13 protein-coding genes and 10 tRNA genes are annotated in these 16789 nt (G+C 63.0%); 4 read left to right on the forward strand and 19 right to left on the reverse strand.

Annotated features, from left to right (window positions below; genetic code table 11):
- Positions 1-46: 46 nt before the first annotated feature.
- The 16 genes from ABB27_RS13480 to ABB27_RS13555 form a co-directional block, all read right to left on the reverse strand.
- On the reverse strand, positions 47-2008 hold the full coding sequence (locus tag ABB27_RS13480; RefSeq protein WP_057629313.1) for a peptidyl-prolyl cis-trans isomerase: 1962 nt from the start codon (positions 2006-2008) through the stop codon (positions 47-49).
- Positions 2009-2135: 127 nt separating this feature from the next.
- Positions 2136-2212: transfer RNA gene (locus ABB27_RS13485), tRNA-Asp, on the reverse strand.
- Between the two features lie 62 nt (positions 2213-2274).
- Positions 2275-2351 (reverse strand) — tRNA-Asp (locus ABB27_RS13490).
- An 82-nt stretch (positions 2352-2433) separates the two neighbouring features.
- Positions 2434-2510: transfer RNA gene (locus ABB27_RS13495), tRNA-Asp, on the reverse strand.
- Between the two features lie 32 nt (positions 2511-2542).
- Positions 2543-2617 (reverse strand) — tRNA-Val (locus ABB27_RS13500).
- A 12-nt stretch (positions 2618-2629) separates the two neighbouring features.
- Positions 2630-2902 carry an HU family DNA-binding protein gene (locus ABB27_RS13505; RefSeq protein WP_057629314.1) on the reverse strand — a complete coding sequence of 91 codons (273 nt, stop codon included), beginning with the start codon at positions 2900-2902 and terminating at the stop codon, positions 2630-2632.
- Between the two features lie 205 nt (positions 2903-3107).
- A complete protein-coding gene (lon, locus tag ABB27_RS13510; protein ID WP_057629315.1) occupies positions 3108-5564 on the reverse strand; it encodes an endopeptidase La in 2457 nt (818 codons plus the stop codon).
- 136 nt (positions 5565-5700) lie between these two features.
- Positions 5701-6990, reverse strand: coding sequence for an ATP-dependent Clp protease ATP-binding subunit ClpX (clpX, locus tag ABB27_RS13515; protein ID WP_057629316.1), 1290 nt, complete (start codon positions 6988-6990; stop codon positions 5701-5703).
- Positions 6991-7118: 128 nt separating this feature from the next.
- Positions 7119-7745 carry an ATP-dependent Clp endopeptidase proteolytic subunit ClpP gene (gene clpP / locus ABB27_RS13520; RefSeq protein WP_057629317.1) on the reverse strand — a complete coding sequence of 209 codons (627 nt, stop codon included), beginning with the start codon at positions 7743-7745 and terminating at the stop codon, positions 7119-7121.
- A 66-nt stretch (positions 7746-7811) separates the two neighbouring features.
- Complete coding sequence (gene tig, locus ABB27_RS13525; protein WP_057629318.1) at positions 7812-9107, reverse strand: trigger factor; 1296 nt, start codon at positions 9105-9107, stop codon at positions 7812-7814.
- A 175-nt stretch (positions 9108-9282) separates the two neighbouring features.
- A tRNA-Leu gene (locus ABB27_RS13530) sits at positions 9283-9367 on the reverse strand.
- A 146-nt stretch (positions 9368-9513) separates the two neighbouring features.
- Positions 9514-9589, reverse strand: a tRNA-Lys gene (locus tag ABB27_RS13535).
- A 113-nt stretch (positions 9590-9702) separates the two neighbouring features.
- Positions 9703-9778 (reverse strand) — tRNA-Lys (locus ABB27_RS13540).
- A gap of 77 nt (positions 9779-9855) precedes the next feature.
- Positions 9856-9932 (reverse strand) — tRNA-His (locus ABB27_RS13545).
- A 36-nt stretch (positions 9933-9968) separates the two neighbouring features.
- A tRNA-Arg gene (locus tag ABB27_RS13550) sits at positions 9969-10045 on the reverse strand.
- Positions 10046-10089: 44 nt separating this feature from the next.
- Positions 10090-10166: transfer RNA gene (locus tag ABB27_RS13555), tRNA-Pro, on the reverse strand.
- Between the two features lie 139 nt (positions 10167-10305).
- On the opposite strand from ABB27_RS13555, the gene ABB27_RS13560 reads away from it, so the two are divergent.
- Entirely contained in the window at positions 10306-11067 is a 762-nt protein-coding gene (locus ABB27_RS13560) for a Bax inhibitor-1/YccA family protein (RefSeq protein ID WP_057629319.1), read from the forward strand.
- A gap of 177 nt (positions 11068-11244) precedes the next feature.
- Here the strand turns inward: ABB27_RS13560 and ABB27_RS13565 are convergent, their stop codons facing one another.
- The 3 genes from ABB27_RS13565 to grxC all read right to left on the reverse strand — a co-directional run bounded on the left by ABB27_RS13565 (position 11245) and on the right by grxC (position 13057).
- Entirely contained in the window at positions 11245-12249 is a 1005-nt protein-coding gene (locus ABB27_RS13565; RefSeq protein ID WP_057629320.1) for an isocitrate dehydrogenase, read from the reverse strand.
- Between the two features lie 131 nt (positions 12250-12380).
- Positions 12381-12773: a carboxymuconolactone decarboxylase family protein gene (locus ABB27_RS13570; protein WP_057629321.1), complete on the reverse strand. Its 393-nt coding sequence runs from the start codon at positions 12771-12773 to the stop codon at positions 12381-12383.
- Positions 12770-13057 carry a glutaredoxin 3 gene (grxC, locus tag ABB27_RS13575; protein WP_057629322.1) on the reverse strand — a complete coding sequence of 96 codons (288 nt, stop codon included), beginning with the start codon at positions 13055-13057 and terminating at the stop codon, positions 12770-12772. Before grxC ends, ABB27_RS13570 begins: the two co-directional genes overlap by 4 nt.
- Positions 13058-13210: 153 nt before the next feature.
- Here grxC and ABB27_RS13580 point away from each other — a divergent pair, with 153 nt between their 5' ends.
- The 3 genes from ABB27_RS13580 to ABB27_RS13590 all read left to right on the forward strand — a co-directional run.
- Entirely contained in the window at positions 13211-14866 is a 1656-nt protein-coding gene (locus tag ABB27_RS13580; protein ID WP_057629323.1) for a M48 family metalloprotease, read from the forward strand.
- A 112-nt stretch (positions 14867-14978) separates the two neighbouring features.
- A complete protein-coding gene (phoB, locus tag ABB27_RS13585; protein WP_057629324.1) occupies positions 14979-15668 on the forward strand; it encodes a phosphate regulon transcriptional regulator PhoB in 690 nt (229 codons plus the stop codon).
- Between the two features lie 79 nt (positions 15669-15747).
- Positions 15748-16789: phosphate regulon sensor histidine kinase PhoR (locus ABB27_RS13590; RefSeq protein WP_057629326.1), on the forward strand; the 1042-nt coding region annotated here is incomplete at its 3' end.

The raw sequence follows: 16789 nt of genomic DNA on the forward strand, positions 1-16789 counted from the left end.
AAGCCCGGCGTGTGCCGGGCTTTTTGTGTTTACTGCTGCTCGTTGATCAGAGCTGCGATTCTTCGACCTGCACCTTGTAGCGCTTGCGCATGCCATCGACGTAGGCCTTGGCCGCCGCTGCACCGTCAATCTGGCTCAGCTGCTGCTTCAGCATGGTCTGCTGCTGCTCCGGCACTTCGGCCAGGTTGCCCGGGGTCACCTTGGTGACCGCGAACACCGCATAACGGCCCGGCTCCATCTCGACCTTGCCATAGCTGGGCTTGTCGCCCGCCGGTGCGGCCGCGGTGAATACCGCACGGTTGGCTTCAGCGGTCGGCATCGGTGCGTTGCGCGGCAGGCCCGGCATCGGCAGCAACTGCAGCTGCTCGGAAGCGGCCAGCGCCTGCAACGTCTGGCCAGCGCTCAACTTTGCCAGCAGCGCGTCAGCGGCCTTCTTCGAGGCCTCTTCGGAACGGTGCGCACGCACCGCTGCAATCACCTGCTCACGCGCCTGCGCCAGCGGGATCGCCTGCTCCGGGGTGTGCTCGGTAACGCGGATCATTACGTTGTGGTTGGTGCCCAGCTCGATCGGGTCGCTGACCGTGCCGTCTTCCTTCAACGCGTCGGAGAACACAGCCTTCAGCACCGCCGGATTGGCCGCGATGCCGCTGGCAGTGCCACGGTTGAACGGACCCAGGGTCTGCACCGGCAGGCCCACTTCCTTGGCGGCCGAACCCAGCTCCGTCGGATTCTTGTAGACCAGGTCAACCAGACGACCGCTCAGCTCGTTGAACGCCTTCTCGCTGTCGGCCTGCAGCTGCTCGGCGGCCAGCTGGTCACGCACTTCCTCGAACGGACGGCCTTCGCCACCCTTGATCTCGCGCAGCTTCAGTACGTGGTAGCCGAACTCGGTCTTGACCGGGCCAACCACCTCACCGGCCTTCATCGCGAACAGCGCGTCTTCGAACGGCTTGACCATCACGCCACGCTCAACCCAGCCCAGGTCGCCACCGGCGTCCTTGGAACCGGGATCTTCCGAGTTGGCCTTGGCCAATGCGGCAAAGTCGGCGCCCGGCTGCTTGGCTTCGGCGGCCAGCTTGTTGGCCTTGGCCTCAGCGGCTTTTTCGTCACTGCCAGTGGGAATCAGGATGTGCGAAGCCAGACGCTGATCGGCGCTGACAAAGCGCATCTTCTCGTCTTCATAGCGCTGGCGCAGGGTGGCCTCATCGGCGGCAGCCACTGCCGGCATGTTGGCCGCATTGATCTCGACGTATTCAATGGTGGCGCTTTCCGGCTGGCGGAAATCCTTCGGGTGCGCCTTGTACCACTGGTCGATCTCGGCATCGCTGACCGCTGCGGTATCGGCGGCAACTTCCGGCAACAGTGCGAACTCCACATCGCGGGTTTCGCCCAACAGCTTCAATAGACGCTCGCTCTCACCCTTGGTCACGAAGCCCGACTCGGCCAGTGCGGAAGGAATGATCGACTGCTGCAGGCTGCTGCGTACCAGCTGCTCGAACATGGCCGGCGTACGCGGCGGCATGCTCTGCGCCAGCGCCAGACGGTACTGGTCCGGATCGAACTTGCCGTCCTTCTGGAATGCCGGGATCGCGGCGATGTAATCGCGCACGGCCTTGTCACCAATGACGATATGCGCGTCTTCGGCGGCCAGGCGCACGACCTGCTCGTCGATCAGCTGATCGAGCACGGCGCGCTTGTTCTCGGTGGTTTCAAACTCGCGCGGGTCGAAGTTGTCGCCCTGCTGCTCACGCGCCTGCATGCGTGCCTGCTCGAAGCGGGCCCGGAAGTCCTCGACGCTGACTTCGTGGTGCTTCCACAGGAAGGACATCGGCCACCACGACGGAGCCGAGCTCCACCAGGACGGCGGTGCCGACACCTTGGCAACGTTCTGTGCGCCGACGCCACCGAGGTAGCTGTTGTCGATCACAAACAGGAACGGGATCATCAACAGGCCCATGATCACCGTAACGATCCAGCCTGAGGTCTTGTCGCGAAGTTTCTGCAGCATGGGAAAATCGAGGCCTGAGTGGCGAGCCCGGCAGTTTAACCCGCTTCCTGCCCCGCGCCCAACTCAGCCGCTGCCAACAACGAACCAAAAAAAAGCCCCCGGCTTGCGCCGAGGGCTTTGAGACAACTGGCGGAGCGGACGGGACTCGAACCCGCGACCTCCGGCGTGACAGGCCAGCATTCTAACCAACTGAACTACCGCTCCACATTTGACTCGACCACCACCGGTTACCCGGGGCGCGCGCTCCGAAAAGCGACTTGATTAAATGGCGGAGCGGACGGGACTCGAACCCGCGACCTCCGGCGTGACAGGCCAGCATTCTAACCAACTGAACTACCGCTCCACATTTAATTTTTTAGTTTCCTCTCCCTCTTGAGGAGTTTGAGAAAACAAGGCCCCCGATTGCTCAGGGGCCAATTTGAAACTGGCGGAGCGGACGGGACTCGAACCCGCGACCTCCGGCGTGACAGGCCAGCATTCTAACCAACTGAACTACCGCTCCACACTTTCAAACTGTTACCGCGATGCTTAACTTGGTGGGTGCTGAGGGTTTCGAACCCCCGACCCTCTCCGTGTAAGGGAGACGCTCTACCGCTGAGCTAAGCACCCCAGCTGAGCCGCTTAGTTTACAGCGTCTTTCAGAGCTTTACCAGCCTTGAAGGCAGGATTTTTTGCAGCAGCGATTTTGATCTCTTCGCCGGTCTTCGGGTTGCGGCCGGTGCGTGCAGCGCGCTCGCGAACCTGGAACGTACCGAAGCCCACCAGAGTCACGGCCTCACCCTTCTTCAGGGCCTTGGTGATCTCGGCGATGACGGCATCAACCGCACGGCCAGCTTCAGCCTTGGACAGGTCAGCAGCACCGGCAACGCCATCAATCAATTCGGTCTTGTTCATTCTGTAAAACTCCCTTTGCGGTAATCCGCGGAATTATTGAGTGGCACCCGTACGTCCCCAAGACGCACGACTGCCGAAGAACCTGCAAACACGCCAGCGAATACCTGCTGCTGCGTGAGTCGCACTTTTATACCAGCGCCCCCCTACCCGCGCAAGCTGAAAAGCCTTTAATGACGCGGGTTTCAGGGGGTTTTACGTTCACACTTCAGTGCTTGACGCGGGCCGTGGGAGCTGCCTTCGCCTTGCCGCGAACTGCGACACGCTGCGCACTTTTACCTGCTTTCTTCGGTGCCAGCGGTGTCGCCAGGGCGATGTCCAGCACTTCGTCGATCCACTTCACCGGCACGATGGTCAGGTCGCGGGTGACGTTGGCCGGGATATCCACCAGATCCTTGCGGTTCTCTTCGGGGATGATCACGGTGCGGATGCCGCCACGCAGCGCTGCCAGCAGCTTCTCCTTCAGGCCGCCGATGGCGGTGACGCGACCACGCAGGGTGATTTCGCCGGTCATCGCCACTTCGGCCTTCACCGGCACCTTGGTCAGGGTCGACACCAACGACGTCACCATCGCGATGCCGGCGCTGGGGCCGTCCTTCGGAGTGGCGCCATCAGGCACGTGCAGATGCACGTCGTGCTTCTGCAGGAAGTCGACGTCGATGCCGAGTGTTTCGGCACGCGCACGCACCACCGACAGGGCAGCCGTGGCCGACTCCTTCATTACGTTGCCAAGCTGGCCGGTCAGGGTGACGGCACCCTTGCCCGGAATCAGCGTCGATTCGACCTGCAGCAGTTCACCGCCGACTTCGGTCCAGGCCAGGCCAGTGACCAGGCCGATCTCGTTTTCTTCCTCGGCACGGCCGAAGTCGAAGCGACGTACACCCAGGTACTTGTCCAGGTTCTTCGAGTCCACCACCACCAAGGCCTTCGACTTCTTGGCAGATTTCTTGGCAGCCTTCTTCACCGGCTGCGGGCCGGCCAGGGCGATTTCCTTGACCACCTTGCGGCAGATCTTGGCGATTTCGCGTTCGAGGTTACGCACACCGGATTCGCGCGTGTAATAACGCACGATGTCGCGGATGGCGTCTTCCTCGATGGCCAGCTCCTCAACCTTCAAGCCATTGGCCTTGAGCTGCTTGCTCAACAGATAGCGCATGGCGATGTTGAGCTTCTCATCCTCGGTGTAACCCGGGATGCGGATCACTTCCATACGGTCCAGCAACGGGCCCGGGATGTTCAGCGAATTGGAGGTGGCCACGAACATCACTTCGCTCAGGTCCAGGTCGACCTCGAGGTAGTGATCGTTGAAGGCGTTGTTCTGCTCCGGGTCCAGCACCTCAAGCAGCGCCGAGGACGGGTCGCCACGGAAATCCATCGACATCTTGTCGATTTCATCCAGCACGAACAGCGGGTTCTTGCTGCCGACCTTGTTGAGGTTCTGCACGATGCGGCCCGGCATGGAGCCGACATAGGTACGGCGATGGCCACGGATCTCGGCCTCGTCCCGCACGCCGCCCAGCGACATGCGCACGAACTTGCGGTTGGTGGCCTTGGCGATGGACTGACCCAGGGAGGTCTTGCCCACACCCGGCGGGCCGACCAGGCACAGGATCGGGCCCTTCATCTGCTTCACCCGCGACTGCACCGCAAGGTATTCAAGGATGCGGTCCTTGACCTTGTCCAGGCCGTAATGGTCGGCGTCCAGCGTGTCCTGGGCGACCTTCAGGTCCTTGCGGACCTTGGTGCGCTTCTTCCACGGCACGCCCAGCAGCCATTCCAGGTAGTTGCGCACCACCGCGGCTTCAGCCGACATCGGCGACATCTGCTTGAGCTTGTTGAGCTCGTTCTTGGCCTTGGTTTCAACCGGCTTGGGCATGCCGGCCTCGGCGATCTTGCGCGCCAGTTCTTCCATCTCACCGGGCGCTTCATCCAGGTCACCCAGTTCTTTCTGGATGGCCTTCATCTGCTCGTTGAGGTAGTACTCGCGCTGGCTCTTTTCCATCTGCGACTTGACCCGGCCGCGGATGCGCTTTTCCAGCTGCTGCACGTCGATTTCGCCATCGACCAGGCCGACCAGCATTTCCAGCCGGTCACCGACCTGCAGCGTTTCCAGCAGCTTCTGCTTGTCGGCCAGGCGCACGCCGATGTGCGCGGCGATGGTATCGGCCAGGCGCGTGGGTTCCTCGATGCCAGCCAGGGTCTGCAACAGCTCCGGCGGCAGCTTGCGGTTGGTCTTTACGTACTGCTCGAACAGGGACATCAGCGAACGGGCGATCGCCTCGATCTCACGCGGCTCGCGCGATTCGTCCGATTCGATTTCAATGCCGTGGCCCTGCAGCGAGCCGTCCTGCTCATAGACCTTGTCCACGGCAACGCGCGACAGGCCTTCGACCAGCACCTTGATGGTGCCATCGGGCAGTTTCAGCAGCTGCAGCACCTGCGCCAGGGTGCCGACCGTGTACAGGTCAGCCGCCGCCGGGTCGTCGGTTTCAGCGGACTTCTGGGCCAGCAGCAGGATGCGCTTGTCGGCCTCCATCGCGCGCTCCAGCGCCTGCATGGACTTGTCGCGGCCCACGAACAGGGGGATGACCATGTGCGGGAACACCACCACGTCGCGCAGCGGCAGGACCGGCAGGTCGAGAACTTCGAGTTGGGACTGGGCCATGGGGGCTCCGAGATTCGGTGGAGGCTAAATAAAAAAGCCGATGGCCCCGTTATGGGGCCATCGGCGAGGTGTTGCAAGAGCTTCTGAAAGCTGAACGTGAATGGAAAAGTGCCTATTCACATCGCCTCGCCCCGGTTCAGTCGCCGGAGGCGGCCTTGGCCGGTTCCGGCGGGGCCTGGTAGACGATATACGGCTCGGACTTGTTCTCGATGACCGACTCGTCCACCACCACCTTGCTGACGTTTTCCTGCGAGGGAAGTTCGTACATGGTGTCCAGCAGCACCGACTCGACGATGGTGCGCAGGCCACGGGCGCCGGTCTTGCGCTTGAGCGCCTTCTTGGCGATGGCCGACAACGCGTCGGGGCGGAACTCCAGCTCCACACCCTCCATCTCGAACAGCTTCTTGAACTGCTTGGTGATGGCGTTCTTGGGCTCGGTCAGGATCTGGATCAGGGCCGGCTCGTCCAGCTCTTCCAGGGTCGCGACCACCGGCAGGCGGCCAACGAATTCCGGGATCAGGCCGAACTTGATCAGGTCTTCCGGCTCCACTTCAGCCAGCACCTTGCCAATTTCCTGCTTGCGCTCGGCACTCTTCACCTTGGCGCCAAAACCAATGCTGCTGGTATCGGAAGAACGCTGCTGGATCACCTTGTCCAGGCCGGCAAACGCGCCGCCGCAGATGAACAGGATGTTCTTGGTGTCGACCTGCAAAAATTCCTGCTGCGGGTGCTTGCGGCCACCCTGCGGCGGAACGCTGGCAACCGTGCCTTCGATCAGCTTCAACAGTGCCTGCTGCACGCCTTCGCCGGACACGTCACGGGTAATCGACGGGTTCTCGCTCTTGCGCGAGATCTTGTCGATTTCATCGATATAGACGATGCCCTGCTGTGCCTTCTCGACGTCGTAGTCGCACTTCTGCAGCAGCTTCTGGATGATGTTTTCCACATCCTCGCCCACATAACCGGCTTCGGTCAGGGTGGTCGCATCGGCCATGGTGAACGGCACATTGAGCAGGCGCGCCAGCGTTTCGGCCAGCAGCGTCTTGCCCGAACCGGTCGGGCCGACCAGCAGGATGTTGGATTTGGACAGCTCGACGTCGTCGCTCTTCTGACGGCTCTCGATACGCTTGTAGTGGTTGTACACCGCCACCGCCAACGTGCGCTTGGCGCGGTTCTGGCCAATCACGTACTGGTCGAGCACCTCGAGGATCTCGCGCGGCTTGGGCAGCGAACTGCGCGCCGACTGCGCCTTTTCCTCAAGTTCCTCACGGATGATGTCGTTGCACAGCTCCACGCATTCATCACAGATGAACACGCTCGGGCCCGCGATCAGCTTACGAACTTCGTGCTGACTCTTGCCGCAGAACGAGCAGTACAGAATCTTGCCACTGCTGTCCCCGGTACGACCTTGCCGGTCTTCGCTCATGCTTCGCTTACCCAGTTGCGTCCCCCTCTGAACAGGGGGTTCAAATTCGAGAATAGCACAGGGCCGGAGGGACATCAGTCCGGTTCCGACCCTGCAAAATAGGCCGCTTTTACTGGCCGTTCAACGCCTCAGGAAGCCTGAATGCTCTCTTCCGGACGGCGCTCCAGCACCTGATCCACCAGGCCATAGGCCGCAGCCTCGGCCGCGCTCTTGAAGTTGTCACGCTCGGTATCGCGCGCGATGGTCTCCAGGTCCTGGCCGGTGTGCTTGGCCAGCACCTCGTTCAGGCGCGAACGCAGAGTGAGGATTTCACGGGCGTGGATGTCGATATCCGTGGCCTGACCCTGGTAGCCGCCGAGCGGCTGGTGGATCATCACGCGCGAATTCGGCAGCGCGAAACGCTTGCCCGGTGCACCAGCAGCCAGCAGCAGGGCGCCCATCGAGGCGGCCTGGCCGATGCAGGTGGTGCTCACGTCCGGCTTGATGTACTGCATGGTGTCGTAGATCGCCATGCCAGCCGTGACCACGCCGCCTGGCGAGTTGATGTAGATGCTGATTTCCTTCTCCGGGTTCTCCGATTCAAGGAACAGCAGCTGCGCCACCACAACGTTCGCCATATGGTCGTCGATCGGACCGACCAGGAAAATCAGGCGCTCTTTGAGCAGGCGCGAATAGATATCGTAGGCGCGCTCGCCGCGGCTGGTCTGTTCGACCACCATCGGAACCATGTTCAGAGCTTTGGTTCGGTTGTCCATTACGTGAGGCACCTATTTTGGGAGGGAACTCCCCGCGCCACGGCGCGGGGATGGAACACCACCAGATTACTGGCGGATGGCTTCCTGGAACGTCAAGGCCTGCTCGGTGTGCTGGGCACGCTCGGCGATCCAGTCGATGACCTGCTCTTCCATCACACGGTTCTGCAGGCCAGCCATAAGCTGGGGATCATTGCGGTACATCTCAATGACCTGCTCCGGCTCTTCGTAGGTCGAAGCGATCAGGCGCATGGTTTCGTTCAGGCGCTTGGGGTCCAGGCGCAGCTCGTTCTTGCGGGCCACTTCGCCGACCAGCAGGCCGACCAGCACGCGCTTGGCAGCGGCGTCCTTGAAGCCTTCATGGGCATCGGCCGGCACATCGCCCGGGTTGCCGCCCTGGCGACGGATGGCGTCGATCTGCTGGGCCAGCATCGAGCGGGCTTCGCCCTCGACCAGACGCGGCGGCAGCTCGACCGAGGAATAGGCGGCAATCAGCTGCTCACCCACTTCGCGGCGCAGGCGGTTCATCAGCGCGCCCTTGAGCTCGCGCTCCAGGTTGGAACGGATGTCGGCGCGGAACTGTTCCACGTCGCCGTTCTTCACGCCGAAGCTCTTGATGAAGGCGGTATCCACTTCCGGCATGTCCTGCTCGGACACTTCGGTGACCTTGACGGTGACCTGCACGGTCTTGCCGGCCAGCGCCGGCACGCGCCAGTCAGCCGGGAACTCGACGTCCAGGGTCTTTTCTTCGCCCTTGGCCAGGCCGACCAGACCCTTTTCGATCTGCTCGAACATCATGCCCTGGCCGATGATGATGGTGCCCTTCTCGACACCTTCAGCCGGCAGACGCTCGTCGCCAGCCTGCGACCAGGTTTCCAGGCCGACCAGGTCGCCTTCCTGGGCGCCGCGTGCAACCGGCTTCCAGGTACGGCGCTGGGCGCGCAGGTTCTCGATCATCTGGTCGATGTCGGCATCGCTGATCTCGGCGGTGTGGCGCACGACGGTCAGCTTGGTGACATCGACGTCGCCGAAGTCCGGGATCAGCTCAACGGTGGCAACGAAGTCGAACTCGCCTTCGCCGGCCTTGTCGATGCGCGGGTTGCCAGCAATGCGCAGCTCGTGCTGGCGCAGGGCGGCGTCGAAGGTCTCACGCAGCAGGCCGTCCAGCGCCTCGGCGCGCACCTGCGGGCCAAAACGCTGCTCGATCACCTTTGCCGGCACCTTGCCCGGGCGGAAACCCTTGATGCGCGCGGTGCGTGCGATTTCGCCCAGACGGCCGCTGATATGCCCCTGCAGGCGTTCTTCCGGCAGCGAGAAGCTCAGGCGGCGTTCCAGATTGCCGGTGGATTCGATCGAAGCTTGCATGTTGACTCCTGCCACCGGCGGCAACGCCCCGGTTCGATGTGATGGATGAAACGGTTGTAGGGCGCGGTTATGCACCGCAGCCCTTTAGTTTGGCCGATATCGCCCGTGGCCGCCAGCGGGCGGACCCATACAGGTTGCTTGAAATGCGCCGCCGCGGGCAAAAAACACCGCCGACTGGTGCGAAAGGGGGGACTCGAACCCCCACGCCTTGCGGCACTGGAACCTAAATCCAGGGCGTCTACCAATTCCGCCACTTTCGCAATACTGACTCAGCGCGCCATTGTTGCAGGAGCGCCAGCAAAGCGGAAGCCAGCCCCCGCCTGCGCGCATCTTCAACAATGGCCGGGCGGACATGCCGCTTCGGCTAAGAAAAAAGCCGCCAGATTTCTCCAGCGGCTTCTTGATTTGGTGGGCTGTCAAGGATTCGAACCTTGGACCTATTGATTAAGAGTCAACTGCTCTACCAACTGAGCTAACAGCCCTGAAACTTCGAGGTGAATCTTACACTAAAAGTAGTGTCTTCCGCACCCGCCCAAAACACCGGGCTTACATAAAAAGAGAAAACCGCTGGATTGCTCCAACGGCTTTCTTGATTTGGTGGGCTGTCAAGGATTCGAACCTTGGACCTATTGATTAAGAGTCAACTGCTCTACCAACTGAGCTAACAGCCCTGAAAATCAGGAGGCATATAGTGCTGCAACCTGACCTTTTTTGCAAGCCCGGATTTTACTCCGAAGCCTTGAAACAGTGGGGTGGCTGAGGGGATTCGAACCCCCGACCACCGGAATCACAATCCGGTACTCTAACCAACTGAGCTACAGCCACCACTGAAACCTTACTTAACCTACCGCTTGCACCTGATGGTGCGCCCGACAGGAATCGAACCTGTAACCGCCGGCTTAGAAGGCCGGTGCTCTATCCAGTTGAGCTACGGGCGCTCTGACCGGATTGTCGCACTCCAACACGCGCTTGGTGCGTCGGATGGTCGGGGTAGAGGGATTCGAACCCCCGACATCCTGCTCCCAAAGCAGGCGCGCTACCAGACTGCGCTATACCCCGGCGGTGAATCCTTCCAATGCCCCGGAAAGGTCGGCTATTGTGGGAATTTACGCGGTATCTGTCAACGGTAAATTTCACTTTATTTGATACGGGTATGCTGTGAGCACTTTCGGCCCACTTCACAGCAACGGAGCTTTGCATGCGCAGCGGCAACCCTGCCCTTTCCGAATCCACCTTCCTTGACCTTGGCACCGGCGGCGTGGTCTCACGCGGCGCCGATGTCATGACCATCAACGGCACCGTCAACAAGACCGGTTTCCTGTTGTTACTGGCGGTATTGACCGCGGCGTTTGCATGGAACGGCACGCTCAGCGACAGCGGCGAGCTGCTGCCGGCAGCCAAGTTCTACCTGTGGGGCGGCATGATCGTCGGCTTCATCCTGTCGCTGGTGACCATCTTCAAGAAGACCTGGGCACCGGTCAGCGCGCCGCTGTATGCACTGGCTGAGGGCCTGTTCCTGGGCTCGATCTCGGCGATCTATGAAGCACGCTTCAACGGCATCGTGTTCCAGGCGGTACTGCTGACCTTCGGCACGCTGTTCGCACTGCTGTTTGCCTACCGCAGCGGCCTGATCAAGGCTACCGAGAACTTCAAGCTGGGCGTGGTCGCAGCCACCGGCGGCATCGCCCTGGTGTACCTGGCGACCATCGTGCTGGGCCTGTTCAACATCCAGATCCCCTACATCCACGGCTCGGGCCTGATCGGCATCGGCTTCAGCCTGTTCGTGGTGGTGATCGCCGCACTGAACCTGGTGCTGGATTTCGACTTCATCGAAAGCGGCGTGGAAGCCGGCGCACCGAAGTACATGGAGTGGTACGGCGCGTTCGGGCTGATGGTCACCCTGGTGTGGCTGTACATCGAGTTCCTGCGCCTGCTGTCGAAGCTGCAGTCGCGCAACTGAGATTGCTGCAGCTTGTTTGCGAAGGGCGCCTTTGGGCGCCCTTTGTTTTGTAATGCCGAGCCATGCTCGGCTGTGGCTTTACCGATAAGGCTCCTGCCGAGCATGGCTCGGCACTACACAAACCAAAACGGAGCGCTTTCGCGCTCCGTTTTTTTTCAGCAACTACCGCGGCTGCAATCAGATGCGGCTGGCGATGGCCTGGGCGAAGCCCATGGTGGTGCCGTTGCCGCCCAGGTCGCCGGTCAGCGAATCCTTGGCTTCCATCGTGGCAACGATGGCCTTGCGCAGGCGCTCGGCATTTTCCGGCTGGCCGACGTGATCCAGCATCTGCGCGGCGCCCAGCAGCAGCGCGACCGGGTTGGCCTTGCCCTGACCGGCGATGTCCGGTGCGGTGCCGTGCACGGCTTCGAAGATGGCCGCGTCAGCGCCGATGTTGGCGCCCGGGGCCAGGCCCAGGCCGCCGACCAGACCCGCACACAGGTCGGAGATGATGTCGCCGAACAGGTTGGTGGTGACGATGATGTCGAACTGCTCCGGACGCATCACCAGCTGCATGCAGGCGTTGTCCACGATCATTTCCTGGAACTCGATTTCCGGGTACTTGGCGGCGACTTCGCGCGCCACGTCCAGGAACAGGCCCGAGGTCGACTTGATGATGTTGGCCTTGTGCACGGCGGTGACCTTCTTGCGGCCGGTGCTCTTGGCCAGCTCGAAGGCGTAACGCACGATGCGCTCGGAGCCCTTGCGGGTGATGCGGGTGCCGGAGAACGCGGTCTCGCCGTCGGCCGACACTTCCTGGCCTTCGGCCAGGTAGGCGCCTTCGGTGTTCTCACGCACCGTGATCATGTTGATGTTCTCGTAGCGCGACTTGGTGTTCGGGAACGAGATGGCCGGACGCACGTTGGCGTACAGGTCGAACTGGCGACGCAGGGCGACGTTGATCGAGCTGAAACCGCCACCAACCGGAGTGGTCAGCGGGCTCTTCAGGGCGACCTTGTTCTTCTTGATCGATTCCAGGGTGGAAGCCGGGATCAGCTCACCGTGCTTTTCCAGCGCGGCCAGGCCAGCGTCGGCGAACTCATAGGTCAGGCCAGCACCCAGCTTGTCCAGTACGAACAGGGTGGCGTCCATGATTTCCGGGCCGATGCCATCGCCGCGGATGACGGTGATTGTCTGCGTCATTTCTAGGTATTCCGAACAGGGAGGAGGAATGCGCCATCCGGCTGCCCGGAACCCGGCGCGATTGAAAAGGTTTCAACTGTCAATTATGCCTGATCAGCCGCGCCAGCCCCAACTGGACCATGGTCTGGGGTTCAGCTGTGCTCGTGCCCGGCCGGCGCGGTGGCCGCCCCGTTCTCCAGCTGGTCGAGGAAATCCACCGCCCGCCGCAGGTGCGGGATGACGATGGAGCCGCCCACCACCAGGCCGACCGAGAAGGTCTCGAAGAACTCTTCACGGCTAACCCCGGCGTCCTTGCACTGGGCCACGTGGTAGCTGATGCAGTCATCGCAGCGCAGCACCATCGAGGCCACCAGGCCCAGCAGCTCCTTGGTCTTCACATCCAGCGCGCCGGCCTGGTAGGTCTGGGTGTCGAGCGCGAAGAAGCGCCGCACCACCTGGTTGGGCTCGGCCAGGATGCGCTGGTTCATGCGCTGGCGGAATTCGGTGAATTCGGCCAGGCGGTCCTTTTCGCTGTCGGCGCTCATGCGCCCTGCCCGGCCAGCAGCGGCTCCAGCTTGCCGGCGCGGTGCAGCGCCATCATGTCGTCGTAGCCGCCCACATGGACGTCGCCGACGAAGATCTGCGGCACGCTGGTGCGCTTGGTCAGCGCCATCATCTTTTCGCGCTCGACCGGATCCAGGTCGATCCGGACCTCGGTCCACGACTGGTTCTTGCTCTTCAGGAAATTCTTGGCCGCTACGCAATACGGGCAGACGGCGGTGGAGTAGATGGTGATCTCCGGTACACCGGCGCTGGAGGAAGTAGTCACAACGAAACTCCTGAGTGGAAACTTTGTCTATATATGGTACCGGCCGCGCGGATTTTCGACGCCACCGGCAGAACACAGCGGGTTAACCTGCGCTTCACACCGCCGCCGCACTTCCCCGTCATCCTCCGCCCTGCCACTACCCGGAGTCACCGCTTGCGCAACCTGCTGCTTGCCACCGCCATTACCCTGGCCCTGGCCACCCCGCTGTCCCGTGCCGACGACAGCAAGCTGCCCGATATCGGTTCCTCGGCGGGCGAGCTGCTGACCCCGGCGCGGCAGGCGGAGTATGGCGGCATGATGCTGCGCGAGCTGCGCAACTACGGCTATCTGCTGGACGACCCGCTGGTGAATGACTGGCTCAGCACCATGGGTACCCGGCTGGGCTCCAACAGTGCCCAACCGCAGCAGAAGTACACCTTCTTCATGATGAAGGACCGCCAGATCAACGCATTTGCGACGCTGGGCGGCTATATCGGCATGAACGCCGGCCTGGTGCTGACCGCCGAGCGCGAGGACGAGGTGGCGGCGGTGCTGTCGCATGAAATCTCGCACGTCACCCAGCAGCATGTGCTGCGCGGGGTGGAACGTGCGCAGCGCGACCAGATCCCGATCCTGCTGGGCATGCTGGCGGCGGTGATCGCCGCCCAGCAGGCCGGCGGCAACTCGTCCGGCGATGCGACCATGGCCGCGATCACCTCCGGCATGGGGCTGATGCAGCAGCGCCAGATCAACTTCACCCGCTCCAACGAATCCGAAGCCGACCGCCTCGGCATCCGCACCCTGGCCCGCAGCGGCTATGACGTGGATGCGATGGCCGGGTTCTTCGAGCGCATGTCGGCGGCGATGCGCGGCAACGAAGGCGGCTATTCGACGCCGGATTTCCTGCGCACCCACCCGGTCAACATCACCCGCATCAGCGAGGCCAAGGCCCGCGCCGAGCAGATGAAGAAGGACACCGTACTGCTGACCACGCAGACCCCGACCGGGGTGCTGCAGGAGCGGGTCGATCCGTCCACCCCCGACACCAGCCGTGATCCGCTCAGCGGCGGCAACCCGCTGCTGCCGGCCGGCCTGCAGCTGTCGCTGCCCGGCACCAGCCTGCCGCGCGGCCCCACCGGCCAGTTCGACTGGGCCCGCGAACGCCTGCGCGTGCTCAGCGCCCCTACCCCATCGGAGCTGGTGCGCGAATACGAAGGCCTCAAGCGCAGCCAGAAAAACGGCCTGACCGACCCGCAGCGCTATGGCGTGGCCATCGCCCGCCTGCGCGACGGCGGCGCCGGCGGCGTTGCCCAGGCCCTGCCCGAGCTGCAGCAGCTGCTGCAGCAGTACCCGGACAACCTGTGGGTGAACCTGGCCGTCGGCGAGGCCGAATCGCGCAGCGGTCGCCACGAAGACGCCAACAAGCGCTTCGACGCCCTGCTCAAGCGCCTGCCGCAGAGCCGGCCGGTGGCCCTCACCTATGCGCGCATCCTCAATGAACAGGGCGGCGTGGCCGCCGGCCAGCGCGCGCAGGCCATGCTGCGGCCACTGCTGGCCCGCTCCAGTGACGACCCGGTATTCCAGGCAACCTTTGCCCGCGCCTGCGAACTGGCCGGCGACAGCAGCCGTGCCAGCGAGGCCTATGCCGAGGCGGCCTATCTGAATGGTCGGCCGGAACAGGCGCTCATCCAATTCCAGGCCCTGCTCAAGCAACCCGGGCTGGATTACGTGAGCCGCGCTCGGGTTGATGCACGCATCGAATCGATCATGCCGACCGTGCTGGAAATGCGCCGGCTCGGCGTGCATGACCCGGAAATGTCACGGAACTGAACCTGCGGAACAGCAATCACCGGTTTGCCCCGGCGCGGATGTCACAAACCCGTCATCAAACCGTAGTCTACTGGGCACACCCCCTCTTGACGGGCATTCCGGTAGGCGCCACGTGCAGAAACGCATCCTGATTGTCGATGACGAACCCGCGATCCGTGACATGGTCGCTTTTGCCCTGCGCAAGGGCGAGTACGACCCGGTACATGCCGGCGACGCCCTCGAAGCGCAGACCGCCATTGCCGACCGCGTGCCGGACATGATCCTGCTGGACTGGATGCTGCCCGGCACCAGCGGCCTGGAACTGGCCCGGCGCTGGCGCAAGGAAGTACTCACCCGCGATGTGCCGATCATCATGCTCACCGCACGCGGCGAAGAGAATGACCGCGTCGGCGGCCTGGAAGCCGGCGTCGACGACTACGTGGTCAAGCCGTTCTCGGCACGCGAACTGCTGGCGCGCATCCGTGCGGTGATGCGCCGCACCCGCGATGATGACGAAGACGGCAGCGTCAGCGTTGGCAACATCCGTATCGACGGCGCCGCCCACCGCGTCTTTGCCGACGATACCCCGGTGCCGATTGGTCCCACCGAATACCGCCTGCTGCATTTCTTCATGACCCACCCCGAGCGCGTCTATACCCGTTCGCAGCTGCTGGACCATGTCTGGGGCGGCAGCGTGTATGTGGAGGAGCGCACCATCGACGTGCACATCCGCCGCCTGCGCAAGACGCTGGAACCGTTCGGCGCCGAGAACATGGTGCAGACCGTGCGCGGCGCCGGCTACCGCTTTTCCGCCGCCACCTGAGCCGTTGCAGCCAGCCGGCCGCAAGCGATGCTATAACCCGGTAACACCGACGGATCCACCCAGTACCACCGAGAGTGCAATGCCCCGCCAATTCCGATCTGCCTGGTTGAAGACGCTGGCCACCGTGGCCGCGCTGCTGTTGCTGGCATGGGGGCTGGGTGCGTTGCTGGGCCACCCCGCGCTGACCGTGGCGATCACCGCCTTGGCGATATTGACCTGGCACTACTGGCGGCTGCGCCAGCTGCTGTTGCGGCTGACCGCGCGGCAGCGCTGGGATTCACCGACAGGTGTGGGCGTGTGGAACGAGCTGGATCGGTTGCTGGCCCGCAACCAGCAGGAAATGCGCGCGCGCAAGCGCCGCCTGGTGGAAATGCTGCGCAGCTACCGCGCCGCCGCCGCCGCGCTGCCCGATGCAGTGGTGGTGGTGGACCGCAACACCCAGCGCGTGCAGTGGTTCAACGAAGCGGCCACCACCCTGCTCGGCCTGCAGCACCCGGCCGACATGGAAGCTGCACTGGTGCCGCGCCTGCAGCCGCTGCCGCTGGCCCATTGGCTGGCCGGTGGCCGCAATGCCGAGCCCATCCTGGATGCCAACTCACCGGTGGATCCGGCAATCCGCCTGCACATGCGGCTGATCCCCTATTCGGACCATCACTGGTTGCTGGTCGCACGCGACGTGACCAAGCTGCTGCACCTGGAACAGGTGCGCCGTGATTTCGTCGCCAATGTCTCGCATGAGCTGCGTACACCGCTGACCGTGGTGCACGGCTACCTGGACATGATGGACCCGGAAGACTTCCCCGATACCGGGCCGATGCTGTCGGAGATGCGCAAGCAATCGCAGCGCATGGCACAGCTGGTCGAAGACCTGCTGACCCTGTCGCGGCTGGAATCGCAGCAACATGCCGAACTGGAAACAGTGAACATGACCTCGATGCTGGCCTCGCTGCGGCGCGAAGCCGAAGCGCACAGCCAGGGCCGACACACGATCACAGTCGAGGACATGGCCGGGGTGGACCTGGCCGGCTCCAACAAGGAACTGCACAGCGCCTTCTCCAACCTGCTGACCAATGCCGTGCGCTACACCCCGGCCATGTCCTCGACTGTGATCGTGTGTCGGC

This window comes from Stenotrophomonas terrae, from assembly GCF_001431465.1.
Classification (GTDB): Bacteria; Pseudomonadota; Gammaproteobacteria; order Xanthomonadales; family Xanthomonadaceae; genus Stenotrophomonas; species Stenotrophomonas terrae.